Source organism: Mucilaginibacter psychrotolerans (assembly GCF_004519315.1).
Classification (GTDB): Bacteria; Bacteroidota; Bacteroidia; order Sphingobacteriales; family Sphingobacteriaceae; genus Mucilaginibacter; species Mucilaginibacter psychrotolerans.
In genome coordinates, this window is sequence record NZ_SOZE01000003.1 from 245488 (window position 1) to 271370 (window position 25883).

The window sequence follows — 25883 nt, forward strand, 5'->3', positions numbered from 1 at the left end:
TCTTCCCAAAACCGCATAGCTAGGCGCTAAGCCACCGGCAAGTGTATGGTAAACTCAGTGTACTCCCCTTCCTTGCTGGTCATGTCCATTTTGCCGCGATGGCCTTTTACGATGATATCATAGCTTAGTGATAAACCCAGCCCTGTACCTTCGCCGGTTGGCTTGGTGGTGAAAAAGGGCTGCATAATTTTCTCCCGGATGGCTTCTGGGATACCGTTACCATTGTCTTTGATATAAATGCGTATCTCGCTTTTGCCTTTTGGGGGCGTAAATAAACTTGTGGATACCTCTACCAATGGCTTGTATTGTTGACCCGCCGATTTACGTTTTTGCTGCACGGCATAAAACGCATTGTTGAACAGGTTGAGCATCACTCTACCCATATCCTGCGGGATAACGTTGATTTTTGGCAAGTCGGGATCCAAATCCAGCACCATTTCGGAGTTGAAATTTTTGTCTTTGGCGCGCAAGCCGTGATAACTCAACCTCAGGTATTCATCTACCAGGGCGTTCATATCGGTATCGTGCTTCTCGCCCGAGTTGTTGCGGCTGTGCTGTAGCATGTTCTTTACAATGCCATCGGCACGTTTGCCATGGTGAATTATTTTCTCCAGGTTCAGCACGATGTCATCTGCAAGGGAAATAGCTTCTTTTTTAGTGCCGCTGCGCAGCTCCTGCTTCATTTCTACGGCAAGCTCTATGCTCACTTCGCTAAAATTGTTTACAAAGTTTAGCGGGTTCTGTATCTCGTGCGCAATACCTGCGGTAAGTTCACCAAGCGAGGCAAGCTTTTCGCTCTGTATCAGTTGTTGCTGGGTGGATTTCAATTCATTCACCGTATTTGATAAAATATCGCGTTGGGCGGTTAGTTCCAGTTGTTGCTCGCTTAGCCCCTTGTTTGCCTCCTGCAATTCGTCTGTGCGCTCGGCAATCTTCTCTTCCAGCAACTGGTTTTCGAAAACCAGTTGTTTTGAGCGGTATTGTACATAATAGTAGATAAGCGTTATGAAAACGAGTGCCCAAATTATCCAGGCCCACCAGCTAAACCACCATGGCGGGTTCATCACCACTACCAAACTGTCGCCTTTTTCCTCCCAAACGCCCGAACTGTTGGCGGCTTTTACCTTAAAAGTATAGGTGCCTGCCGGCAAATTATTATACGTTATACTGCGGTTGGTACCGGCCATTATCCATTGCTTATCGTACCCTTCCAGCATGTAAGCGTAAGTATTGCCGGCGGGGTTCTCGAATTGCAGGCCCACGTAGTTGAAAGTAACACTATTTTCGCTATGCGAAATCTCCAGCTTATCTAAGCCGAACCTTAGTGATTGCCTAGCCAGACTATCATTTGCACCGGGCGCATTGTAGCGGATGCTCTCGATATGTACGATAGGCAGATACTCGTCATCATCAAGGTCTTTAGGGTTGAACAAGGCTAATCCATTATAGGTAGCCAATGCAAAACGGCCATCAGCCAGGTTTAATGCCCCAAAATCTGCGGGTGTAGCACCGGGTACTAAATCGTCAATCTTAAAACTCCTGAGCGCCATCGTTTTCGGGTCGAGCCGGTTGAGCCCGCGGTCTGTAGCAATCCATATACGCCCCAACGAATCTTCTTTGATACCGATAATGCCATTGTACAGCAAACCCGAACGCTCGTTTAGCTGGCGGGTATAAACGCCGTTAACGCGATTGAATTGAAAGAGGCCCAACTGATAAGTACCTACCCAAAACCTGCCCGCCCTATCTTCGAAGATAGAGGACACACAAGTGAGTTTTTTGTTTTTTTCGTTGAGGTACGAAAAAAACTTCCCCGTTTTACGATCGAACCGGTTTAAGCCGCCTCCGTTGGTGCCAACCCAAAGGGTGTTTTGCATGTCTTCATAAATACTGATTACGCGCTGGTCATCGAGCGCCCCGTCGTTCTTAGTGAAAGGATTGCCATAAACCGAGTGATACGGATACCGGGTAAACTTTTTAGTAGCCGGGTCAAAGGCGCATATGCCGCGCCCTTCACCTTCATCTACACCTATCCAAATGGTGCCTGTATGGTCTTTATAAAGCGCCGCTGTATAATTACCCGGGATGCTGGTGATATCGGCGGGATTGTTACGGTAAGTAGTTTTTGCGCCAGTGGCGACATTGTACACCACAAAACCGTTGGTAGTAGCCAGATAGAAGATGTTGTCATCTGACAAAGCACGATTGAGGTTTTGCCCAGCCGGCGCGTTATAAAATTTGCTGAAACGCCCGGATGCCATATCCCAGCTATATAAACCGTTAATCTTCTGTATAACCGTACGTGAAGCTGTAGACGAAACTACATACGCGGTACCGCCGGGATAGCTGCTGAACTTATCGTTGCTCTGCGTAACCAATTCAAAGGCGCTTTTTGTTTTGCTTAGCTTACTTACGCCACGATGGAATAAACCAAACCACAGGATATTGCTGTTATCGATTAGTTTTTGGGTTATATTGTTGTTTTGCAGTGCACCCGGCTGGTTGGGCTGCCTAGCGTAATATTGATAACGGGCAGTTTCCGGGTCGAAATACAGGAGGCCTTTTTGCGGGGATATCCAAAATTTGCCGTTCTTATCTTCTACTATGGCATTCAAAGCCGTTACTGCGGTATCTTTTACCAGGTAATTGGTGAATGTGCCCGTTTTGCGGTCTAGTTTAGAGAGGCTTTTCTCGGCTGTAAACCATAAACGTTGCTTCTTATCTTCGTAAATAGAATATATAGCGGCATCGTAAACGCTATCGAGGTTTTTAGAGGGTCGGTATTCTTTTGTGATTTTGCCCGTTTTGGTATCGAAACTGGCCACCCGCAAATCCGCGTTATTGCCATGGAAAACGTTTAGCCAAAATATGCCGGGTTGTGACGGTGCCTCGTACACGGGATTTACGCCGATGAATTTAGCCGTATCTGTACTAACCAGGTAACCCTTAAACGGCTTGCCCGGCCCAACGTAATTATACAGCCCATTTTCTGTGCCTATCCATATCTTACCATCAATGGTTTTTTTCAGGTCCATGATGATTTTGGCATTGATATAATTGCTGCCCTTCTGATTATCGCCAAAAAATTCATATTTTTTAGTAGCGGGGTCGAATTTGAACAACTTGATGCCATTATCGCTTGCACGACCCCAAACGTTTCCTTGGTTGTCTATCAAACTTACAACCACGTATTGCACGTTTGGGTTGGGTGGCAAAGCAAACTGGTCGAAACTGTCTTTAGCGCTGTTGTATTTAAAAAGCCCGTTGCCCTGTACGCCAACCCAAAGGCTTTTATCATCTCCCTGAATAATACTGGTTACGCTGGTTACCGATTTGGTGTTGATTTTATCGCTGCCGAGGTTATAAACCTTACAGTTATAGCCATCGTACCGCACCAGGCCATTTTGTGTAGAGAGCCACATGTAACCCTCACTATCCTGCAGCAGGGTACGTACGTATGATTCGGGCAGGCCTTTGTTGATATCCAGGTTATCGAAATAAACGTGAGTTGTTTGCGCTTGGCTATAAAAACCGGCAACAAGCAGCAAGGCCAGCAGTAAAATCCTCTTCATGGGGCGGGAACGGTTTAATTAATTGTTCAAATAACAACTTTATATGTTAAATATCAAATATCGGCGGCTTAATAAACGCTGCCGCAACCTTTATTTTTCTAATTTATCAAAAAGCAAACTTAAGCGGGCAAAGCTGCAAACATTTAATATCTTAGCCCTTAAAAGTATTTAACGGATTCTGATAAGGCCGTGAATGCACACCTTAGCAAGTAAACAGCTAATAGCTATTGTAAATCAGCATACTGAATGAAAAGCACACATCTAGCACATTGGGCAACCGATATAGCATACACCCTGGCAGGCATCCTGTTCTGCGGATTTGCCCTCAAAAGTTTTTTAATACCTAATGCATTTTTTGATGGCGGCGTAACCGGTATGAGCCTGTTGCTGCATGAGCTTTACCATTTCAACATCGCTGTAGTAATTGTATTGGCCAACATTCCCTTCATTATTATGGGAGCTTTCCAGGTGAATAAAATGTTTGCCGTAAAAACACTGGTGGCTATTATATTGCTTGGTTTATGCCTGCAGTTTGTACACTACCCTGATAAAATAACATCAGACAAATTGCTGGTTTCGATATTCGGCGGGGTGTTTATGGGGATTGGCGTTGGTTTGGCTATACGTGGCGGCTGCGCACTGGATGGCATCGAGGTGTTGGCCCTATACACGGGCAAGCGCATCAGTTTCACCATCAGCGAAATTATCCTCGGTATCAATATCATCATCTTCCTGATCGCTGCTTTTGAACTCGGATTGCCGACCGCACTCTACTCCATCATGACGTATTACACGGCCTCAAAAACCATCAGTTTTGTAATAGAAGGTTTGGAGGAATATACCGGCGTAACCATCATTTCCGGGCAAAGCGAATTGGTGAAAGAACGCCTGGTGATGGAGCTTGGCCGGGGTATTACCGTTTACAAAGGCGAACGCGGCTTTTTAAAGGAAAGTTTCGACATTAGCCAGCCTGTAGATATCGTATTCACCGTTATCACCCGCCTGGAAGTGCGCCGCCTGCGCAACCTGGTGCACGATATTGACCCCAAGGCGTTCATCTTTACCAGCACCATCAAAGAAGCGGCAGGTGGGGTGCTTAAGAAAAGGGCAAGACACTAAAGGATTTCGGATTGGATATGTGCGATTTAGGATTTTGTTTTGAATTTGGAATGATGAATTTTGAAGTGAGCGCACTGCTTAATTATTTACTTCCCAACACTTCGTCATTCGATATTTCAACATTCGGTGTTCGATATTAGTTCTCTTCGTTCGGCATCCCCAGACACAACAAAAGCGGCAGATTTTTAGGCCCACCGCTTTGAACTATAACGAAAACTGATCTGAGTACGCTTATCTATTGCGCCTTAGCCGCCCACAGCGATGCATTTAAGTGCAACGCAGGGTGCGAGGTAAAGCCTGATGGCGAATCGCCGCTCCAGCCGTTGAAAAGGCTGTCGCCGGTATCGCCGGTGCCATCGTCTGATGGAGAACTGTCGCCTATAAAGAACACCCTGCCGTTACCATACGTAGCCAATAGTGCCATGGCATTAGCTGTACCACCATTAGTTGCACTGCTCCTCCAAAATAAACCCTGCACCGTTGAATTGGTAGCCGGCGTAAGGTTGGCTGTTGAACCGTTATAAAATGCCAGTTTAGAGGCCGTACCCGCAGCACCATTCAGCACAATAGCTGCATTGGTGTTTGTGCCGGTGTATACATTTGTCGATGGCCCTTCGCTGATATCCACATAGTTTACGGTAAAACCGAAAGGATTGTTGTTGTTTATGCCATTATTTGTCATTAAATCGTTCCAAACGCGTGGCGAATCGTAACCATCGCCATCACGGTCTGATGGATTGTAGCCATTTGCATCGGTACCGGCGGTTGTAGCTGCGGTATGGTCGGCCACCATTACCAGGCCGCCACCATTAGATACGAAGTTCATGATAGCGGTTTTTTCTGCTGCGGTGAACAAACGGTTAGGCTCAACCACTACAAAAACATCGTAGTTGCTCAAATCCTGCACGTTGGATGCATTACCATAGGTGATAGCTGTACCCACAGGCAACGACTCTACCAACTCGCCTTTCTTAACCAACTCTACCGCCCAGGCCGACATAGCCCCCTTCCAATAAGTTTCGGCAGTGGTTGAGGTTATGCCTGTGTAGGATGGCGTTGGGAAGCGCTGTGCTTTGGTTTCTACCGTGGTGCCGCCCGTGTAAAGCGGTACATTCTCGGTACCGTCGGCATCTATCTGCCAGTCGGCGCTACCTGCGTTTTCTAAATGACTGGCATCGAACAGGAATTTTTTGCCTGTAAGTACCGTTCCGCCGCCAGTGCCGCCGCCTGCGTTGTCGTTAACCGTAATATCGTCGATGTTGATACGGTCGGCACCGCCGGTTAGCTTTCGGATTTCTAAACGTACAGTACCGCTAACCGTAAAGGTGAAGGTTTGCGTGCTAAGTGTGCTGCTGGTGGTAACGTTGCTGCCGGCTTGCGTCCAGCTGCTGCCGCTGTTTACCGAATAGAAAAGTCCCCAGGTGCTGTTGCCATCACCTGTGTAAGTAGCGTGTTTAATGGTTACGCTACTAATGCCGCTAGTTAAGTTGTAGAGCATAGTAATTTTACCCGTGTTGCGAATACGTGCCGACCATGACCCTGCTTTTTTATCACCCGCCAGGTTGCCGATCAAAGCATCGTACAAATTCCACGAGTTACCCGAAAGCGTAACGTTATCGCCACTGGAAGAGCCGGTTGGCGAAACGTCATAAGCCGTTTTTGGGCTTGTTGCTCCTACCTCGAAACCCTGGGTTAAGCTAACCGCATCGGTTTTTAAGGTAGTGGTTACGGCTGCCGGGGCATCCGCTGTAACATTTTCCGATTTTTGGCAGCCCGTTGCCAATAAACCTGCAACCGCTATGGAAAGTAGCGGCAATTTTAATTTAGAGAAATAATTCATAAGTGTTTTTTAGTTTCAGTAAGTGAGAATTAATTGTTATTAATTATACGTTCAAAACTGGGCTTAATGTTCCGCTTTTTTGATTAAGTTTATGTTAAGCTTTTCTTTTGGGCGATTACACGGATTTACTTAGGGTGATTTCACGGGGTGGAATTGCGTGATGCGATACCCGCCGCATGCATGCACCAGCTAGGGGATTTCATAGGTAACAAAAAAGCCGCCTTGTTGAGGGCGGCTGTAATTGTATTTGAATGATGCGTCACACGTTTCAGTGGTATCCTTAAGTGTTTCGCAATCGGTTGCCTTATTTTTCGGTAAAGCTTGAGTATATAAAATACTAATATTATGTTTGATCTAAACCTGACTAAATGACCACTTTAAGACTAGCTTTTTCAGTACTTATTGTATTGCTTCTTAGCTGCAAAAAAAATCAGCAATTAACAAAAGATAGCGTAATTGTTCCATCTTCTGTAGGTGTTAAGCAATGGAGCAATTTGAATTATGCCGATGATGGCAAAGCGTATCATAACCTCGATATCTTTTTACCAACAGTAGCAAAACCTACCTATAAGGCCGTTATTGTAATATACGGTAGTGCATGGTATGGCAATAACTTAAAACAAGCTGCCTATGATGCTTTTGGAAAATCATTGCTCGACGGCGGGTTTGCGGTTATAGCCATTAACCACAGATCGAGTGGGGATGCTCCTTACCCGGCCCAGATCAATGATGTAAAAGCTGCAGTACGGTACATAAGGGCAAATGCGGATAAATATCAAATTGACGCTTCCTTTATTGGCATTACAGGCTATTCATCAGGTGGGCATCTTGCCTCGCTCGCCGCAACATCAAATTCTGTTAAAGAATTTACAGTGGGAAAAGTAAAAGTTGATATAGAAGGAAATGTTGGAAAATATACCGCAACCAGCAGTTCTGTGAATGCGGCAGTGGATTGGTTTGGCCCTATCGACATGGCACTCATGGATGGGTGTAACAAACCAAAAGGAGCAGACTCTCCCGAAGCAGCGCTTATCAGAGGCAATCCGGCCGAAAATCTTGATATGATAGCTATTCTCAACCCCATCACTTTTCTGGACAAAACAGATCCTCATTTTATAGTAATTCATGGCGATGCAGATAATGTTGTCCCTTACTGCCAAAGTGCGCTTTTTGCCAAAGCATTGCAGGAACGGGGAATATTGACTGAGTTTATTACTGTTCCTCAAGGCCAGCACGGGCCGATTACTTTTAATGAAAATACTTTTAAAAAAATGACAGAATTCTTTTTAAAGGAAGCCGAAAAAAAATAATGCAGCGCATTAATCGTCTTCTTTACCTTTACGTAGCCTCAAACAAAAAAAGAGCCACCCTCACGGGCAGCTCTCCATTCTGAACTATATTCTGAACTTTGCGCTTGCAGCTACTCACTCATCAATCAGCACTCACCCTCACGAATTCATAAACACAAAGTTATTATCAAACATATCCAGTTTTATCTTGCTGTCGCGATCTACCTTACCGGCTAGTATCTGTTTCGACAGTTCATTCATGATCTTTTTCTGTATGACGCGTTTCAGCGGACGGGCACCAAATTGCGGGTCGTAACCCAATTGGGCCAGCCAGTCGAGGGCTTCTTCCGAGGCTTCTATGGTGATGCCTAACTCGGCCAGTGTGTTTTGCAATTGCTTGAACTGCAGTTTTACGATATCGGTTATCTCATCACGGCTTAGCGGCGTAAACATGATGATCTCATCTATCCTGTTCAAAAACTCGGGCCGTATGGTAGCGCGCAGAACGTTAAACAAATCGTTCTTGGTTTTGGCTATCACGGCGTCGCGGTTCTTATCCTCCAAACCCTGAAAGTTTTCCTGGATGATATTGGAACCGATATTTGAGGTCATGATGATGATGGTGTTCTTAAAGTTCACCACGCGGCCCTTGTTATCGGTTAAGTGCCCGTCGTCCAAAACCTGCAGCAGGATATTAAATACATCGGGGTGCGCCTTCTCAATCTCGTCGAGCAGTACTACGCTATAGGGCTTGCGGCGAACGGCCTCGGTCAGCTGACCGCCTTCATCGTAACCCACATAACCCGGAGGCGCGCCTATCAATCTCGATACCGAATGGCGTTCCTGGTATTCGCTCATATCTATCCTCACCAACGAGTTTTCATCGTTAAATAAATACTCTGCTAATGCTTTAGCCAATTCTGTTTTACCAACACCTGTAGTCCCCAGAAAAATAAACGAGCCAATTGGCTTGCGTTTATCCTGTAAACCAGCCCTGCTGCGGCGTATGGCATCGCTGATGGCCTCAATGGCTTCCTCCTGCCCTGCTACGCGTTTGTGGAGTTCTTCTTCCAAATGCAAAAGCTTCTCGCGTTCGCTTTGGATCATTTTACTCACCGGGATACCCGTCCAGCGACTTACCACGCCGGCAATATCGTCGGCAGTAACTTCCTCTTTCAGCATTCGGCTATCGTCGGGATTTTCGGCAAGGGCAGCTTTCAGTTTCTCCACTTCCTGCTGTGCCTGTACAATGGTACCGTAGCGCAATTCGGCTACTTTACCGTAATCACCGGCACGTTCGGCCTGTTCGGCTTCTAGCTTATAATTTTCAATTTGCTCAACCTTTTGGTTAATGCCATTTACCAGGTCTTTTTCGCCCTGCCATTTGGCACGCAACGAATCGCGCTCTGCCGATAGGTTGGCAATCTCTTCGCTCAGTTCAGCAACCTTGCGGTCATCCTTCTCGCGTTTAATGGCCTCACGCTCAATTTCCAGTTGCATGATGCGGCGTTCCAATTCGTCAACCGCTTCGGGTACCGAGTCCATCTCCAAACGGAGCTTTGATGCGGCCTCGTCCATCAAATCGATAGCCTTATCCGGCAAAAACCTGTCGGAAATATACCGTTGCGACATCTCTACCGAAGCTATAATAGCTTCATCGCGGATGCGCACCTTGTGATGGGCTTCGTAACGTTCCTTCAATCCACGGAGAATCGAGATAGCATCTGCTGTATCCGGCTCATCTACCAGCACCTTCTGGAAACGGCGTTCGAGCGCCTTATCTTTCTCTACGTATTTTTGATATTCGTTCAGCGTGGTTGCACCGATTGCCCTTAGTTCGCCACGGGCCAAAGCCGGTTTCAATATATTGGCCGCATCCATGGCGCCCTCGCCGCCGCCCGCACCAACCAGGGTATGTATTTCATCAATAAAGAGAATAATCTCGCCATCGCTTTGAATCACTTCTTTGATAACAGCTTTCAGGCGTTCTTCAAATTCACCTTTGTATTTGGCACCAGCTATAAGTGCGCCCATATCCAGCGAGAAAACGGTTTTAGTTTTCAGGCTCTCGGGCACGTCGCCTTTGATGATACGGAAGGCAATACCTTCGGCAATTGCGGTTTTACCTACGCCGGGCTCTCCAACCAAAATGGGGTTGTTTTTGGTGCGGCGTGATAGTATCTGTATTACACGGCGTATCTCTTCGTCGCGGCCGATAACCGGGTCGAGCTTGCCGCTTTCGGCGTACTCGTTAAGGTTACGGGCATATTTATTTAAGGCATTGTAAGTGGCTTCGGCATTCTGATCGGTTACCTTATTATCGCCGCGCAATTCTACGATAGCTTTTTTCAGGTCCTTTTCATTCACGCCCATATCCTTAAGCGCCGATGCGGTTTTATCGCCTGCGGCCAACACGCCGAGCAGCAGATGCTCAACCGAAACGAACTCGTCTTTAAATTCTTTTAAATACGACTGCGCTTTTTGCAGGACGCTGTTTACGGCAGATGACAAATACACGTTGCTGCCGCTCACTTTGGCGAACGACGCTATTTGCGTATCCAACGTTTCATTAAGCCTGTTCAGGTTAACGTTAAGTTTTTTAAGCAGATAGGTTATTACGTTTTCATCAACTAAAAGCAAGCCTTTTAGCAGGTGCGCGGTCTCTATGGCCTGCTGCTGGTTGCCAGTTGCTATTTCGGATGCCTTCTGCACGGCCTCCTGTGCTTTTATGGTAAAATTGTTGAAATTCATGGTATTTATTATGATATACAATTGTACTCAAAACAATTGCCAAGACCCGGCTATGGAAAATTTGGCATTAAAGTTCTTTTCAATCCGTCATTTTGACATTAATACTTTCAAAATCAGCCATTTTGCGTTGCTTTAAACGGAAAAATTTTAATTTTGATTTGCAAAATGTACTTTTACAAACCCTTACTAAAAAGATTTGGACACGCATTATTTTTCGAAGTTACCCGCAAAGTACGCCAACGCATATCGCAACTACTATACCTACCAGAATTTGCTGAGTGTTCGCAGGGCGAGTTTGGTGTTCCTTGTGCTCAACCTGGTTATCCGTATCCTGTACCACATTTTCCCCGAGAGCCTTACCCGGGCGCAAAACTTTCCCGAATTTAGCTTTACCAACTGGATATATATTACCGTAACACCCGTTTTTTACCTGACGAGTTTCCTGCTCATCGATCAATATCGTAAACTAAAAAGCGGTACGGCAGGCATGGCACTTTTTGTGTTCGTGTTTTCGATTTACATCATCTGCAGCGGCATGTATTCGAGCTTTATAGCCACTGCCGATCCAAGCAACGCCCTTACCTTATACCTGGTAGCGCTTAGTTTGGTGAGCGTGCTATTTGTGTTCGAATACTATGAAACCATCGTATTGCTGGTGGGCATAGAGCTGTTATTTACAGCTTTGCTTTTTCACGCCCAGGCCGATGCTACGGAAATGATCTACAACCAGATGATCTCGGCCATTTTGATAGCAGGCTTTTTCCTTATCTCGCGATACTTTTTTTCGTACAAAGCCACTTATTACCTTCAGGTAATAGAGATACGCGATAAGACTACCGTGATAGAACAAGCCAACGCTTTCAAGAACCAGGTATTAGGTACCGTAGCACACGATTTGCGCAACCCTATTGCAGCCGTAGAATCCTTAGCCATGATGATGGAGATGGAAGACATAGACGAAGACACTCAGGATAACCTAAAAATGATGCGCGAGAGCTGCGCCAAAGCCCGCAACATTATCGACGACCTGCTGGAGGCCGCGCGTAATGAGGGAAGCGCCGGCTTTGATACCAGCCGTACCGAGATGAACAACCTGCTGCAAAACATGGTAAACACCTGGCGCGTGCAACTGGGCGGCCGCAACAGGGTAGTGCTGACAAGTGACACCAACGAGGCTTACGCCCTGATCAACCACGAGAAATTCCCGAGGGCGATAGACAACCTTATAAGCAACGCGCTGAAATTCTCTAACGATGCCGACAAGGTTGAGGTGCACCTAAGCCGGGTAAAAGAGCGCATTATTATTAAGGTGATGGACTATGGCCTGGGCATACCCAAAGCGATGTTGCCTAAAATATTCGACCGCTTTAGCGGGGCGGGCCGTACTGGCCTCAAAGGCGAACAATCTACAGGTATTGGTCTTAGCATCGTAAAACATATTATAGAGCGGCACGGCGGCAAAATAAGCGTGAGCAGCATAGAAGGCAAAGGCAGTACGTTTACTGTTGATTTGCCGCAGGCGGAATAGTCAATGTCTGAACTCGAATTAAACGAATTTTAAGAATAGACAGAATTACAGAGCACCTTTTTTAATTCTGTCAATTCGATTAATCCCTCAAATTCGGGTTCAGACAAAAAATTTCTCATTAAAATTCACTAAATACAATTTCTCGGTTGCCCGTGTACAGGCAGTGTAAAACCAGCGGAGGAAATCGGTGTTTACCATTTCTTCGGTGAGGTAGCCCTGGTCTACGAACACGGCTTCCCACTGGCCGCCCTGGGCTTTGTGGCAGGTAATGGCGTAAGCAAACTTTACCTGCAGGGCGTTGTAGTATGGGTTTAGCTTTAGTTGCTCGTGTTTTTCACGCTTGTTGTGTATGTGGTCGTAATCTTTCATCACTTCCAGGTACAGTTGCTTTTGCTTATCGGGAGTTAGCGCCGGCGCTTCGGAGTATAAGGTATCAATGAGTATCTTACAATCCAGCACAGGGTCCTCGGCATAATCAATAAATTCCAGTTGCACATCCGCAAACCGGAAACCGTACATTTCCTCCATCCTGCGCACCTTACGCAGTTTTACGATATCTCCATTGGCGATGAATGCCGTGCTACCCTCTTCCTCTGTTTGCAGCCAAAAGTAATTATTACGCACAATCATCAGTTGATCGCCACCTGTGAGCTCTTCCTCCCGCATCAGGATACGGTTACGGATCTGCATGTTATACTGGTTGGCGTTTTTGTTGCTGCGGCAAATGATCAACGTTCCATCGTACCCATAATTGTGATAAGCGGTGCCCAACTCCTCCTCCAGGTCGGCACCGGTCATCCGGATAACGTCCTTGTAGCCCTCGGTAACAATCTGTGGGTATTCCTCTTCTTCCCGGCGGAGGATATCGCGCACTTCGGTAACGTTATACAGGATACCCGAATCATGCTGCTGGCGCAACACGTCGGTCAGTTCGTAGCTGTGCACCTCCAGCATAAACTTATCCTTCATCAGCTTGCTATCCAGCGCCGGGCTGTCTATCGAGCCAACCGGCGGCAGCTGGGCGGTATCGCCAACCAGCATCAGCTTGCAGTTGCGGCCGTTGTACACAAATTTGAGCAGATCAAGCAGCAAGGTGGAACCATTGAAGCCACTATGCTCATCGGATATCATGGAGGCTTCATCTACAATGAAAAGTGTGTTGGTGGCCAGGTTATCGTTCAGTTTGAAGGCCTCATCCATATTCACTGCCGACTTTTTTCGGTAGATGCGCTTGTGGATAGTAAAAGCCTTGCGACCGCTGTAATTGGTAATTACCTTGGCAGCGCGGCCCGTAGGTGCCAGCAATACCGATTTGTAGTCGTAATATTTGAGTGCCTGCACTAAGGCGCCGACCACAGTGGTTTTACCCGTACCGGCATAGCCGCGAAGGATAAAGCACTCGTGGCCCTCATCGGCCAGTAAAAATCGGTGAAGTTTGCCGAACAGCTCGGTTTGCTGCACGTTTGGCTGGTGCGGGAAGGACGAGGATATTTGTTCTGATGTGGGCACATACAAAAATGCAGATTAAGAACAGGAGTTGAGGCAGATTAGGTAAAATTTTGAGGGCGAATTTGCCGGAATTAACGCAAGTGTTTCGCTTCGCGAGAGCGAAACACCCTGCTTTTCATAAATATTTAATTATCAATAATTTACCTAATCTTGATAAAACATACTGAAACAATGTATTCATTTAAATAAAGCACATAAAACATTCATTATTATACACATAAGTAAATTTAGCTTAAACAGGTGAAACACCTTTTTGCTCCGAAATGAAACACCTTTGAAACAGCGATTGAGGCTATTTAGGGACTAAGCACGCGGGTACTGACAAAACAGTGTCACCATCAAACTGTATGCTTTTGGGTAACTTGCATCATTAAAAAAAAGTGCCCGGAACTGTTAAATCTGTTTCCTATCGCTCGCATATCTGACTCACCCTGTCCGCCGACAGGGTGAGTCGACCAGCCACGCGGACCCAACACCGTTTTCCGAAAACCCAAATCAACAACCCAATATCCATCATGAGATCTTCTTTAAGCGACAACCTTGCCGGCGAGCGCCCACTTATTATAGAGCTTATCCGGTCGATGAGCCGGGGCACCCTTACGCCCAAACAAAGCCGACAGATGCAAGAGCTGGAACAACGGCAGGTAACTACCGACGATGCTTTTATCATCAAAAAAGTAGAGGACTGGCTAAAACTACCCGAGGGCGAGCGACCTGCGGGCGAAACGCTCTTTGGCGATTTATGGTACAAAGGCGAGCTCTGCATTTTATTTGCCGATACCAACGCGGGCAAATCTATCCTGGCAGTGCAAATAGGCGAAGCCATCAGCACAGGGCGGCAATTTGGCGATATGCCTGTGCAGCAACAGGCCGAGCCGGTGCTGTACTTCGATTTTGAGCTGAATGCCGCCCAATTTGCTGCGCGATACACCGCGCTAAACGGCCATATGTACCGTTTTGCGCCCAACTTTTACCGCGTGGTTATCAACCCCGATGCTACCCGCGAGGGCAAGTTTGCCAGCTATCACGATTACCTCATCAACTCGCTGGAGAATATTATCGTTACCACCGGCTCGCGCACGATAATTATTGACAATATTACCGCCCTGCGCAGCAGCACCGAGAACGCAGCCGGTGCCGTAAAACTGATGCGCAGCCTGCACCATATCAAAAACACCTATCGGCTAAGCATGCTGGTGCTGGCGCATACGCCCAAACGCAACCCCTGCCGGCCCATTACCCGCGACGATTTGCAGGGCAGCAAGATGCTGATCAACTTTGCCGATAGCGCCTTTGCCATAGGCGAAAGCCAGGTATCGCCCGGCCTGCGTTACCTGAAACAGGTAAAGCAACGCAGCGGCGACCTCACAATGGGTGCCGACGCGGTAAAGTTTTGCCGCATATCCAAACAGGGTGGTTTCCTGCTGTTCGAGTTTGAAGGGCAAGGCAGCGAAGCCCCTCACCTGCTGCCTTATACCGAGCAATTGCGCAAGGGAGAAGCAGCGCAAATGGTAAAGCTGCATGCACAAGGCCAAAGCATACGGCAAATTGCCAAAGAAACTGGGTGTACAGCGAGTAAGGTGTTCAGGGTATTAAAGCGGGAAGGGATAGTGGGGGCGTGAGTGCGTTTTTATGAAGCAGGGAAAGGTATGGCTGCGGGTCGAGCTTTTGTTTGGTTAACGCTTCTCACTATCAAGGTGCGTTCGGGACTTACACCCTATGGTTTGCGCCCATGCCGGGAGAACCAATGCAGCGGAGGTTAACATGTTAACCCCCGCTTTTTTTTTAAAAACTTTTAATAAGACGTCAAATATATCAAGTTGTGTCAACCCGCTAACATTAGCCGTTCGAACAGCCGTTTGACATTAAGTTTTATCTTAACAGTAGCTTGCGGACGGTGCAATAGTCAAAGTCGGTAAAATAAAGGGTACTTTCATCCGGGGATAAAACCATGTGGTGAGCCCTGATGTCTGCGCTGCTGCCCACGCCGTCGCGACCCTTATACTCCGGGTGCGGACCTACAAGGTATTGAACCTTATTATTGCTGATGGCCACTATACGCCCGCCGTCTGCAACATATAAGGTACGGCTATCCTTATTCGCTACGATGCTGTATATAAGCTCGAAATTGTAATTTTTAAACAATTGCGTAAATTCTCCCGACTTTGTAAGCTTGTAGATATGCTTTTGATTTACAACCAGATACTTAACGCCATTATATCCGCAAAAAATGCTGCTTATGCTAGGATATTGCTGGTCGTAGTATTGCACAAGCTTATCTTTATCCGGACTATAGGGGTCTGTACCCAAACTGTCTTTAGCATCGGGCAAAAATTTCTCTATAACCCCTTTCGGTCCGCCATGCGTACCGCGGAAGTCTGCAATTCCGCCGGATATCCAGTAAAAGTCGTTATAGGGATCTTTAGAAATATCGTAAAAGAACTCGTTGCTCCGTACCTCTGGGTTAAAAAGCTGGCCGTCCGGCTTTACAATCCATATCTTATATTTAAATTGCCGGGTATATTCCAAAGCTAAAATGTTCATCGTTCCATCCTTGGATATTTTAATCACAGCCGGGTTTCGCAATGATGTACGGTCGGGCCGCAGCGGTATCTTTACAGTAGTTACTACACCCTCCTGCGTAACCTTACGTATCTTGTTATTATATATATCGGCCACATACAGGTTGCCGTCATCGGTAAGCTCAATGCCCCACAACGGGTTAAACAATGCATTTTTGCCCGTTCCGTCCGCATAGCCTCTAGTTCCGGGATTTCCGGCGATGGTTTTAACGGTTAACGGCAGGTAATTTTCGTTTACAGCCGCTATAATCAACTGGTCGTTAGAGCCGTTAAGCGATTGTGTGATCAGCGGTTGTTTGAACTCGTCTTTCCGGCAGGCGCTTAACGCAAGTAATCCGCAGAGAACCAGTTTGTAAATATTTGGCTTCATAAAATTGGTTTATAAAGTAAAGTGAGCGATCATAATCAACAATATGAAGGTTACAATTGCGGATGTATATCATTTTGGTGGGAAACCGGGAAAAGAGTAACAACCCGGCGGAATTCTTCCTAGCCGCCGGGAGTATTTATTACATAAACAATTGAGCTGTAGAAAGGTGACATCAAGGGCTGCAGCACCAGCACAGGAGTATTACTTTTATATTGATTGCAGCGTTTGGCTTTTATTGGCCGCATCCTTTAATAGGGAAGATGCCGTTTTATCTCCCACGCTGACGCACGCGTGCAGCATGTATCGTGGAAAATTAGCAAGGCGGCCCCATGTATTTTGGCTACTTTGCGCATGAGATTGCCACGCTATCGCTGGCAATGAAAAAGGGGTTAGTTTGAACTGCAGGTCGACCATAAACCCGATTTGGCCCCCCACGTCAGTTAGGGTTTTACAAGCATTGTGGCATAATGTCTTAATTCGTCATGTACATGCATCATGAATATTTCCCTACGCTGCCTACAAACGATGTAGTTAAATAATTTTTAAGCAGCGCCAATTAGATATTTTTTTTTCATTATTTTACCACCTCCAACAGGTCGATAACCCAAACAATGGTAACGGAACCTGCGGGATAGTCGGGCTGTTTACCGGCGAGCGGTGCCGGAAAAACAAAACAATATTTGCTACCCACATTCATTAACTTAATTCCCTCAGCCAGGTTTGGGCCTATTTCTCCAACATTAATAGTTTCGGCCTTATCGGTTGCTAAAACGGCCATATATTGCTTTCCAACTACCGTTGTTTTTCTGAAGTTAATTTTTACATTATCGGTTGCTGTTGGTTTTACCCCTGTGCCAGGTGTAAGCATTTGGTAAAGAACGCCACTGGGCAGGGTAAGTACGCCGGAACGTTTGGCAAAGCCAGCTACAAATCTTTCAGCTTGTTCTTTGGCGTTCAGTGGGCTATATGGCGTTACATCCATTGCAAAATCGTTTTCTGTTACTTCGGAGACTGGTGATGGGTTTGCTATAGCTGGTTGCCTTTCTGTAACCACAGGCGAAGTTGCGGGGCCTGGGCTATAACTAGTTGTCCCACTATTCTTTACACCCAATGTTTTTGCGTAAACATCAAGCAACTTATCAGTAGGTGAACGTTGATTCACATTTCTACCGGGACTGGTTTCGCCTTTATATGTATAGTTTGGATCATACGCCTTTTTCTTAGCTGCCTCCTCGGCAGCTTCCGCATTTGCCTGATCTGCTGCCGTATATACTATATAATTGGGTATCCCATTATCACATTCTGCAAAACTACCGTTTCCATTATAAGGTCCGGAAGTGCAACTAGTCTGCCCATCCTTATTAAAAACAAAACAAACGTCAAATATTTGACAAATAGCGTTACCCTCCCCAATAACACCTTCAAACGTGCGATACACCTTACCCGGCATTAACGATACAGAAGCATCACCAAAGGTATATCCCGGGTTCACATCTTTGGGTTTCTCTGTTGCGGGATTAAACAAATAAAAGGTAAATCCTACCCTTTTGTTGTATCTGTTTTGAAACTCAATCAGATAAAACAATTTATTTGTGCCTCTATCATAATGATCTCTTTGCACCCTAAAAAAAAGGCCTTTAAAACAACCACTTTGTTTCCATGGTCCCCAGCCTTTATCAATTTCGGCACTGGCAGAACTTTGCCCAAAACAATAGCCTGTAGTTATTATCATTAATAATAGAACGCAAAGGTTTTTCATTGAAAGGTTTATATTGGTTGTTAATACTGCAATATACGTTGTTTTTATTCTCCCGAAAATAGCCACAGGTAGTTATTTTCAGGACAGCCACCCATACTTGCTCTCTTATACTGCGCAGAACATCTGCAGAGTGTGCTTGCACCTTAGTGCTGGCAAACTTGCTAACTACCCTTTACTTTAGCTTCGCCGTTGTTGGGTTTTGTCACCAATAGCACACCGATGCTCAGCTTGGCGCAACTATGCTTTACAAGGCCACGTGCGGGGTGTACTTGTGCCTAACGACTTGCAAGGTAGCTAACTATCCCTTAATTAGCTTGCACTAGGCATAATACAATGATGGTTTAAATGAGTTTTTCTTTTTAACTCATCCACATTCATTTTATAATTTTCACCAATTTGAACGCTTGTATCTCCTAATTCAATTTCAGTTTTACCAATAGATGTGATGTGCAATAAACCAACTATAAATGAACGATGCACCCTCCTGAACTGTGATGCAGGCCCAAAGCTAGCGCACGCGTGCCGCATCTATCTTAACAAATTGTAAACCTCCACCGCAAAAACCTTAATCAAACCCCGCCAATCCTTCTAGGCATCTTTGTGGAAAAATCAGCCAAAGCAATACTTGTATATTGCTAATATAATTAGCAATTTGCGACATGGCCGGTTACCCCAATATTTATACCAACGAAGAGCTTGAAGCGCTAAGAAAGCGGGAACTGGAGCAAAATATCCGCAGGTTGGCGGAAGAAGAAGCGGAGCGGCAGGCGCTGCTTACCGCCGAGCGCGTTTGTGAAAATGCGCGCGAAAGCAATTGCTGGGTATACGACCCCGATACCAAAACCTGGTATTCGCCCGAGGAGTTTTTGGTGGCTTACAGCCGGTATTTTGCCGGGCACCCATTGTTTAGTCGCGTGCAGCTGCGCAACCCTGTCGACGGCCTCAACGCGGGCTACAAACAGCTGGAGCGCCTGCATACCAGGTTGCTGGCTTTTACGCAAAGGGTAATGGCCTATTATGCAAAAAAGGCCTGAGGTTTTCCCCTGTTTGTCATCCTGAGCGATAGCGAAGGATCTTGTTAGTTATGCATGGCGGGCGGGCGTGGTGGCGAGCCTTGCATCAACAACAAGATTTGTCAACTTTTAGAAAGTTGACAAATCTAATCACCACCTCGTCCTTGCGAGGAACGAAGCAATCATCGGCAGGCAAGGCGGGCTTGCATAGTGGCGAGCCATGCATCAACAACAAGATATCTACTCGCTATCGCTCGTTCGATATAACAAGTTTTTTCAGAACCCCACACGGCAGGTAATCAGTATGCAAAACGGCAAGGCACAGTGGCGACTTTATGATGGGGTTCTGAAACAAGTTCAGAATGAGGGGATATATAACCGCCGATGCTGGTGCACGCGTGCTGTGTGTATCATTGTAAATGAGCAAGTCGGCCCCAAGCATTTTGGCTACTTTGCACATGAGATTGCCACGCTATCGCTCGCACTGACAAAGGAGTTAGTTTGAACTGCCGGTGGACCCTAAACCCGATTTGATCCCCCACACCGGTTAGAGCATTACAAGCACTGCGGCATATCGGGTTAATGCGCCATCTACAAGCATCGCGGTTCGTTGGTGACCACACCCAGCGAAGGCAGAAAGGCTTTTATCCTGTTGCAGGGGCTGGGCTCTAACCGTTGTAATATTTTTTTACCTTGAAAAGCCTTCTGGTTAAATCTTACAAACAATAGCTGGAAATTTGCCTGGTGAGGGCTACATATTTAAATTCAAAAGTCTTTAGATGAAAATCCAAAAACTTTTGAATTTTATGAAGTCATTTACTACAAGCACAGCCATCCGGATTTACAACTACAGGCAGCTAAATTTGCTTTTTGTTAAACAGTAATCGAAATTGGTGCCGGGGTCCAAACTACCCCGGCTTGAGCGCCGTGATTACTGTAATTGAAGGGTTGATTATTAACAGTTACCTTAAATGACGCTTCACCTGCCCCCCAATTAATCCCTATTAATAATAAATTGTATGATCCTTGCGGCAGCAAAATATTAAGCGGTTGATTAATACTACCCGAAAGCCCATTTACCTGCAATGTGCCCAAAAACGGCCCTACATTTACAGTTATGGGCACATTAACACTATAATGATACCCAGATAAAAATCTGCAAAGTTCGTAACTCACGCTGTTGTCGTTGGTGTTGTAGGCCACCATAATCAGCTCATTATCGCAAGCTGTTACACTAATTGTAGTTGACATGTTTTCTCTATTTTTTTCCTACTCATAAGGCTTTTCAGATTTTCGCCCCCGTTTTATCCTGTACAGTCAGTCCGTTTTTTTAAGCGGGTTCTGCTCCGCTACAAAAACTTTTGATGATGTAAAGTTGGGACGATTCCTGGTACAGTGTAAGAGCATAAATACTCGATATTGCAAACAGATACTTATACCCGTTTTTACAAAAAAAGCGGGTATAAATACCTGTCATGGTCGGAAGATTTTCCTTCCGAGTTTTTTGCTTTAAAAAGGGTTGTTCTATTTAATTAAATTCCTGATTATAAGATGTTTAATTTACTATTATCGTATTTATTTACTATCTTTTTCGCCGTTGTTGTTGTTGTTGTTGTCAGCAATAACACAAGGATGCACTTACTCTACGGGATATCGGCCCAATGGTTAGGGCATTACAAGCACTGCGGCATATCGGGTTAATGCATCATCTGCAAGCATCGCGGTTCGTTGGTGACAACACCCAACGAAGGCAGAATACGCCAGTTTCCTAGGCTACGGCTAAACTATTATGCACATTAACGTTACCATTATCGTTGCCAGCTACTTGTGCCTATCAGAAATACTACACTATTTCACAACCCTTTTAATTCCTGGTTGAACTCCGTAGCCGCAGCAACGGTTTTAGGCATATTTGGTAGCGCCATTACCTTGTTTACAAAATCCTGAACTTGCTTCTTGTGCACCGTTAAGGCCCGGCCATGCATGTTGTTTAAAACAACAATGGAGTTATACACGCCATCGCCGTTATCCAAATGCTTGCTTGCGTAATCAATCAGTATCGGTATAATCGTGTCTATTTTGTACCAGCTCACCATAATTTCATTGGCGTTAGTGGTACGGATTTTCGCAACAGGAGAGAATATATTGGCAACTAAATTGATTTGGGCCGAGTCGAGTTTATTTTGCAAACCCTTAGTGCTTCCGGTAGCAGATGTTATCGCAATTTGTAAGAGTTGCGGCGCATCATCCGGCACAAGCAGGTTAATTACATGGCGCGCATAAGCTTGCTGTTTGGGGTTTCCTGTACTCAGTACCTCAATTAAAGGCATAACAAATTTAAATGTTTCTAAACGTTGGTTAGCTAAGGAAACTTTAAGCTGCGCACTCTGCTGGTCGGCAGCCTGTTGCAATTCGTTTTCTTTAAGTGCCTCGGAGAACCAATATCCCGAAAAAGCAATAACTACCGGTAAAATGATAGCCGAAATTAAGTTTATCCAAAAATCACGCTTGTCTTTCTTTTCCGATTTTTTGGATAAGTCGTCGAGTTTTGATTGAATTGAATCAATCGATGATTTTATGTCTTCCATCTCTGTATTAGTTTAGGCATTAAATATTTATGATTTACTATACCTAATCTCGGGAAATTAAAACCATTGGCGTACCGTATCTTAACGGTATTTAGGAGCGTATTTTCACCCGCTATTGGCGGTCAAGGTTGCCACATCGTCTCCACTCCACGGCATGTATACCATTGAACATCAATACAGATCGCTCCTTAATGGTCATCTAAATCCTATTTGTAAGGCATAGGGTTAATTTTTATAAAATATCCGATGTATATATTATTATTGCAGGCTTTTGGCGTATTTTTAATACAGAATGGATATATTATCAAATCTCAAGCTCCTTAAAAAGGCTCACCATCTATTCAGAAAACTCCTTGTTGCTTATATCGTTTCTTTTTACAGGCCAAAATACTGGTATTCTGCTGCATACAAACTCACAGGTTTAGTGGTGCGTTGCCGTAAGGGAGCAAATTCTTTGCAAAACCGCAGCCCTGGGTTACGGCATGCTTATTTATTAAATGCCATATTGAGTTTATTAACCCGTAAAAACATAGCTTTTCCCATACCTGTGATAGCCAAAGGTTTTGAGCTGTTTGCTAAAGAACGGCCTTGCGGTATAATGCTGTGTTCGGTGCATTTACCCCTGGTTAAAGTTGCCATACGCTATTTGGTAGAAAACGGCTACGCGCCAAAAGCAGCCATAGCGGGAGCCCATCATCAAATAACCGCTGTAGCTTTATGGGGAAGCACACAAACCATACCCGCTATTGCTACCGGGCCAACTGTGCTGATCAAAATGAGGACCATTTTATTGGAAGGCGCAACTATGGTGGTTTTGGTTGACGGTGCCTACGGAGAAAGTATTTCGCCAAATACATTTTTACTGGCAAACCAATTAAACGCTGATATCGTGTTTTTTTTAGCTGAACTGTTACCCGGCGGCACGATAGAAGTTTCGTTCTATGAATCGTGCGTGGCACGCAGCGGGCTTGTTGCTAATGAAGCCTGCAAGCAACAAGTAAAAGAGCTAGAGGAATATGCAAAACGCATTGTGTGTAACTATCACAAAAACTAAAGCAACCGGAGAAAAACTCAGCACCCCATTTTAATTCCATAAAAAAAGCAAATTGAAGCCGGGCTTCAATTTGCTTTTCCTGTTATAAATAAAGGCGTTAAATAAACCTGTTTAAACCTCAAAGAGCGTTTAAACAGAAATCTGTGCTTTATTTAGGTGCTTTCTTTACGTTTACTGCGTTAAGCCCTTTTTGTCCCTGTTCGGTTTCAAAGGTTACTTTATCGTTTTCTTTTACCTCTTCGGTTAAGCCGTTCACGTGCACAAAAATGCTTTCCTGTGTTACGTGGTCTCTGATGAAGCCAAAACCTTTTGAGCTATTAAACATGGTTACCGTGCCCGTGCGTATTTTTTCCGCTTCGGTTAGTTCGGCTTGCTTAGGGATGCTGATTTGTATATCCTCAGCAACTATCTTCCGGCGTTTGTTAGGATCCGGTGGTGTTGAGGTAATGTTACCATCTTCATCGATGTAGGCCATCATATCGTCCAACGATTTGCCCTTAGATCCGTTCGCTTTGCGCTCTTCGGCCTTTTCCTTTTTGTCTTTTAACTTGATCGATTTTTTTTTCTCTCGTTCTTTTTTACTGAATGTTTCAGTTGATCTACCCATACTGCAAAGATACTACGATTTTATAATAATAATTGCAAGCTTTTGTATTTTTTAGCAGGCAATAGTTTATGTTTAAAAACAAACAGGTTGTAGGCGTTTTGTCCGCTTGCTTTAGGTCATTAAAATCCCGCGTTTACCGCTTAAAAATCTCCGGCCGGAGCACATTATTCCTGAATGCAAAGAGGCTGTATCGTAAATGCTTTTTAGGTATTTTACTAAAAATTAAATTTGGCTTTGTGTTCTTTGTGTTTCTCCATTTGTGGCCTTTGTGGTAAAATTTCAACCACAAAGGCCACAAAGATTGGCACACCATTTAGCACAAAGGACACAAAGTCTATCCTCACCAAATTCAGTTTTGTTGTTTAACACTGGGTTCTTTATATGATACAGTCTCTTTACTTATTTTAAAGCTGCTTAATTAAACGATTTGCCCGGTTTGGATATCTACCGTATAAGTGGCGCCGTTGATGGTGATTTTTACTTTATTATCGCCCATGAAAAGGATGGTGCCAGTGTAGTCCCATTTGCCTTGCGGGGTGCTGCCGGTAGTTTTGAATACCGCGCTGCCACCTTTTATCTGGCCGTCATCTGCCGGGTCGACGATAAGCGAGGTTAGTTTATAGTTGAACACGGTATTCGCTTTCGCCTTGGTGCCGGTCTTGACTTCCAGATCTACCTGCATATTCATGGTACCGCCGAAAGACAACTCTGAATTAGGATTGCCTGGGCCAAGGCTGGTGACTGCTAAATCTTGCCCTATCCTGTATTTAACAGCTAATGATGGCGTTATCATAGATACCAGCAGGCTATCGTAAAAAGTGAGGCCGCTTATGTTATTGTTGATGCAGGTGGTAGCATATTTAAAACGGCCCGAGATGCTCAGTTGCGTAGTATCTATGCCGATGTTGTAGCTAAGCGTGGTATCCACTTTAAGTCCGCACTCGGGGTTTACCGTGTTGATTACGATTTTTTTAAAACCAGGCCTAACGGCGTTTACCTGCGGATGCAGGCCATCGCTAAAATCGAAACCGCCAAGGTCACCATAAAATGTTTGGGCAATGTTAAGGGCAATTTCCTGGGTTACCGTTTTAGCATCAACCGTTTTGGTCGATGGATCCGTTGACGTTTTTTTGCACGATGTGTAAACCAGCGCAATTGTGCTGAGCGCGATGATACCGGCAAGTAATTGTTTTTTCATAATGATAAGGTTTTAGTACTATTTTTAATCTGCCTTAAATATACGGTTTAGTGCTAAAATGCGCAAGTGTTTATGCCTATTCGCTTGATTTTTAGAACAGAAGCAAGCTACTCACGGCTTCCACTCCATCAGCTGTTGATCAGGTAGCTGTTCATAAAACCGCCTTTTTACGGTATCTACATAAATCCAGGCATCGGTAATAAATCTACTGCCATCGGCATCGGTTAAATCGTGCCCTACCTGATAACGGTAATAACTGGCGGTGTCGGTCTTTAACTCCTGATCAAATAGCCATTCTTCATTAAGGGTTTTGTCGGCTACCGCAATGCGCACCAATTCGTTTTTGGTGGTTTTGTTATAAACTACAGAGAGTGAATCGAACCATTTAGAGGCACTTTGCGGTGATGGCACCTTAACAGCGACTGGAGCGGACGGGGCCAATTGCGGACTTTTGGCATTATCGGTTTTTGAAGGCTGCCCGCACGCTGTGGCAAGCAGTATTAAAAACAGAGCGGGAGTGTATAATTTCATGGCTTTAGGCTTAGCTTTCGGCACGACCAAATTAAAAAGTAAAACCCGGACGCCAGCACGGCACCCGGGTTTCGCAAACATGAAAACTAATCTTTAATGCCTGTGTCTGTGCTGATGATCGTTGGTTTCGGCAATCCAGGCATCTGCCGAGAACTTGCCCGAGCCTACCACCCAAAACAATACCAGCAGCAAAAAAACCAATATGGAAAGCCATAATTCCGTATTGAGGAACGATAGCCCTTTGGTAATATTCACAAAAAATATAGCGCCTAACAGTATGGGCATCTGCATCACGGCAACCATGCGCGTGAGCAAACCGGTAAGGATGAGCAGCCCCCCTATCACATGGGCAAAAGCAACAATATGGATAAGCACCACGGCCATCAGGCCCGAGCCATCGAAGGTTTTGTTCTGGAAGATCCAATCCTGCTGCACGCCCGTGCTACTGATGAATACCACCCCTTTGCTAAAGATAATCAACCCCAGTATAATGCGTACCATATCCAGCCATTTCGGATGATGAAGATCACCCCAATGTTCAACTTTTTGGACCATATTCATATGATGCCTCCT

The 25883-nt window shown here is 45.3% G+C and carries 18 protein-coding genes; 6 read left to right on the forward strand and 12 right to left on the reverse strand.

All coding sequences use genetic code 11. The features are described from left to right. Nucleotides 1-26: 26 nt before the first annotated feature. Entirely contained in the window at nt 27-3572 is a 3546-nt protein-coding gene (locus tag E2R66_RS05025) for a two-component regulator propeller domain-containing protein (protein WP_133227283.1), read from the reverse strand. A gap of 246 nt (nt 3573-3818) precedes the next feature. Here E2R66_RS05025 and E2R66_RS05030 point away from each other — a divergent pair, with 246 nt between their 5' ends. After that, nucleotides 3819-4691, forward strand: coding sequence for a YitT family protein (locus E2R66_RS05030; protein WP_133227285.1), 873 nt, complete (start codon nt 3819-3821; stop codon nt 4689-4691). 235 nt (nt 4692-4926) lie between these two features. Here E2R66_RS05030 and E2R66_RS05035 read toward each other — a convergent pair whose 3' ends face one another. Beyond that, on the reverse strand, nt 4927-6531 hold the full coding sequence (locus tag E2R66_RS05035) for a hypothetical protein (protein WP_204985865.1): 1605 nt from the start codon (nt 6529-6531) through the stop codon (nt 4927-4929). Nucleotides 6532-6899: 368 nt separating this feature from the next. Between E2R66_RS05035 and E2R66_RS05040 the strand changes: the two genes are divergently transcribed. Continuing rightward, nucleotides 6900-7841, forward strand: a complete 942-nt coding sequence (locus tag E2R66_RS05040; RefSeq protein WP_133227287.1) for an alpha/beta hydrolase — start codon at nt 6900-6902, stop codon at nt 7839-7841. A gap of 138 nt (nt 7842-7979) precedes the next feature. On the opposite strand, the gene clpB is transcribed toward E2R66_RS05040, so the two are convergent. Beyond that, the gene (gene clpB, locus E2R66_RS05045) at nt 7980-10571 is read right to left on the reverse strand and encodes an ATP-dependent chaperone ClpB (RefSeq protein ID WP_133227289.1); all 2592 of its coding nucleotides are present in this window, start codon (nt 10569-10571) and stop codon (nt 7980-7982) included. 196 nt (nt 10572-10767) lie between these two features. Between clpB and E2R66_RS05050 the strand changes: the two genes are divergently transcribed. Next, nucleotides 10768-12099, forward strand: coding sequence for a sensor histidine kinase (locus E2R66_RS05050; protein WP_133227291.1), 1332 nt, complete (start codon nt 10768-10770; stop codon nt 12097-12099). Nucleotides 12100-12198: 99 nt separating this feature from the next. On the opposite strand, the gene E2R66_RS05055 is transcribed toward E2R66_RS05050, so the two are convergent. Further along, nucleotides 12199-13608, reverse strand: a complete 1410-nt coding sequence (locus tag E2R66_RS05055) for an ATP-dependent DNA helicase (RefSeq protein WP_133227293.1) — start codon at nt 13606-13608, stop codon at nt 12199-12201. 515 nt (nt 13609-14123) lie between these two features. Here E2R66_RS05055 and E2R66_RS05060 point away from each other — a divergent pair. After that, nucleotides 14124-15230 (forward strand): AAA family ATPase, encoded by a 1107-nt coding sequence (locus E2R66_RS05060; protein ID WP_133227295.1) that lies wholly within the window; start codon nt 14124-14126, stop codon nt 15228-15230. 250 nt (nt 15231-15480) lie between these two features. On the opposite strand, the gene E2R66_RS05065 is transcribed toward E2R66_RS05060, so the two are convergent. Together E2R66_RS05065 and E2R66_RS05070 are read right to left on the reverse strand one after the other, a co-directional pair. Continuing rightward, entirely contained in the window at nt 15481-16560 is a 1080-nt protein-coding gene (locus E2R66_RS05065) for a hypothetical protein (RefSeq protein ID WP_133227297.1), read from the reverse strand. Between the two features lie 574 nt (nt 16561-17134). Then, nucleotides 17135-18385, reverse strand: coding sequence for an FKBP-type peptidyl-prolyl cis-trans isomerase (locus E2R66_RS05070; protein ID WP_133227299.1), 1251 nt, complete (start codon nt 18383-18385; stop codon nt 17135-17137). A 593-nt stretch (nt 18386-18978) separates the two neighbouring features. Between E2R66_RS05070 and E2R66_RS05075 the strand changes: the two genes are divergently transcribed. Beyond that, the gene (locus E2R66_RS05075; protein ID WP_133227301.1) at nt 18979-19353 is read left to right on the forward strand and encodes a hypothetical protein; all 375 of its coding nucleotides are present in this window, start codon (nt 18979-18981) and stop codon (nt 19351-19353) included. Between the two features lie 852 nt (nt 19354-20205). Here E2R66_RS05075 and E2R66_RS05080 read toward each other — a convergent pair. Both E2R66_RS05080 and E2R66_RS05085 read right to left on the reverse strand, forming a co-directional pair. Further along, complete coding sequence (locus E2R66_RS05080; protein ID WP_133227303.1) at nt 20206-20583, reverse strand: hypothetical protein; 378 nt, start codon at nt 20581-20583, stop codon at nt 20206-20208. Nucleotides 20584-21185: 602 nt separating this feature from the next. Continuing rightward, nucleotides 21186-21920 (reverse strand): hypothetical protein, encoded by a 735-nt coding sequence (locus E2R66_RS05085; protein WP_133227305.1) that lies wholly within the window; start codon nt 21918-21920, stop codon nt 21186-21188. A 505-nt stretch (nt 21921-22425) separates the two neighbouring features. Here E2R66_RS05085 and E2R66_RS05090 point away from each other — a divergent pair. Further along, nucleotides 22426-22974 (forward strand): hypothetical protein, encoded by a 549-nt coding sequence (locus E2R66_RS05090; protein WP_133227307.1) that lies wholly within the window; start codon nt 22426-22428, stop codon nt 22972-22974. Between the two features lie 148 nt (nt 22975-23122). On the opposite strand, the gene E2R66_RS05095 is transcribed toward E2R66_RS05090, so the two are convergent. The 4 genes from E2R66_RS05095 to E2R66_RS05110 all read right to left on the reverse strand — a co-directional run bounded on the left by E2R66_RS05095 (nt 23123) and on the right by E2R66_RS05110 (nt 25871). Then, nucleotides 23123-23581 (reverse strand): cold-shock protein, encoded by a 459-nt coding sequence (locus E2R66_RS05095; protein ID WP_133227309.1) that lies wholly within the window; start codon nt 23579-23581, stop codon nt 23123-23125. Between the two features lie 418 nt (nt 23582-23999). Beyond that, nucleotides 24000-24779 (reverse strand): hypothetical protein, encoded by a 780-nt coding sequence (locus E2R66_RS05100; protein ID WP_133227311.1) that lies wholly within the window; start codon nt 24777-24779, stop codon nt 24000-24002. A gap of 111 nt (nt 24780-24890) precedes the next feature. Further along, nucleotides 24891-25310 carry a hypothetical protein gene (locus E2R66_RS05105; protein WP_133227313.1) on the reverse strand — a complete coding sequence of 140 codons (420 nt, stop codon included), beginning with the start codon at nt 25308-25310 and terminating at the stop codon, nt 24891-24893. Between the two features lie 93 nt (nt 25311-25403). Next, the gene (locus E2R66_RS05110) at nt 25404-25871 is read right to left on the reverse strand and encodes a DoxX family membrane protein (RefSeq protein WP_133227315.1); all 468 of its coding nucleotides are present in this window, start codon (nt 25869-25871) and stop codon (nt 25404-25406) included. Nucleotides 25872-25883: the final 12 nt, after the last annotated feature.

What these genes read in the sequence shown, in the direction of transcription:
- E2R66_RS05025 (WP_133227283.1), bottom strand. Translation starts at nt 3,572, where the DNA reads ATGAAGAGGATTTTACTGCTGGCCTTGCTGCTTGTTGCCGGTTTTTAT.
- E2R66_RS05030 (WP_133227285.1), top strand. Translation starts at nt 3,819, where the DNA reads ATGAAAAGCACACATCTAGCACATTGGGCAACCGATATAGCATACACC.
- E2R66_RS05035 (WP_204985865.1), bottom strand. Translation starts at nt 6,531, where the DNA reads ATGAATTATTTCTCTAAATTAAAATTGCCGCTACTTTCCATAGCGGTT.
- E2R66_RS05040 (WP_133227287.1), top strand. Translation starts at nt 6,900, where the DNA reads ATGACCACTTTAAGACTAGCTTTTTCAGTACTTATTGTATTGCTTCTT.
- clpB (WP_133227289.1), bottom strand. Translation starts at nt 10,571, where the DNA reads ATGAATTTCAACAATTTTACCATAAAAGCACAGGAGGCCGTGCAGAAG.
- E2R66_RS05060 (WP_133227295.1), top strand. Translation starts at nt 14,124, where the DNA reads ATGAGATCTTCTTTAAGCGACAACCTTGCCGGCGAGCGCCCACTTATT.
- E2R66_RS05065 (WP_133227297.1), bottom strand. Translation starts at nt 16,560, where the DNA reads ATGAAGCCAAATATTTACAAACTGGTTCTCTGCGGATTACTTGCGTTA.
- E2R66_RS05075 (WP_133227301.1), top strand. Translation starts at nt 18,979, where the DNA reads ATGGCCGGTTACCCCAATATTTATACCAACGAAGAGCTTGAAGCGCTA.
- E2R66_RS05080 (WP_133227303.1), bottom strand. Translation starts at nt 20,583, where the DNA reads ATGTCAACTACAATTAGTGTAACAGCTTGCGATAATGAGCTGATTATG.
- E2R66_RS05085 (WP_133227305.1), bottom strand. Translation starts at nt 21,920, where the DNA reads ATGGAAGACATAAAATCATCGATTGATTCAATTCAATCAAAACTCGAC.
- E2R66_RS05095 (WP_133227309.1), bottom strand. Translation starts at nt 23,581, where the DNA reads ATGGGTAGATCAACTGAAACATTCAGTAAAAAAGAACGAGAGAAAAAA.
- E2R66_RS05100 (WP_133227311.1), bottom strand. Translation starts at nt 24,779, where the DNA reads ATGAAAAAACAATTACTTGCCGGTATCATCGCGCTCAGCACAATTGCG.
- E2R66_RS05105 (WP_133227313.1), bottom strand. Translation starts at nt 25,310, where the DNA reads ATGAAATTATACACTCCCGCTCTGTTTTTAATACTGCTTGCCACAGCG.
- E2R66_RS05110 (WP_133227315.1), bottom strand. Translation starts at nt 25,871, where the DNA reads ATGAATATGGTCCAAAAAGTTGAACATTGGGGTGATCTTCATCATCCG.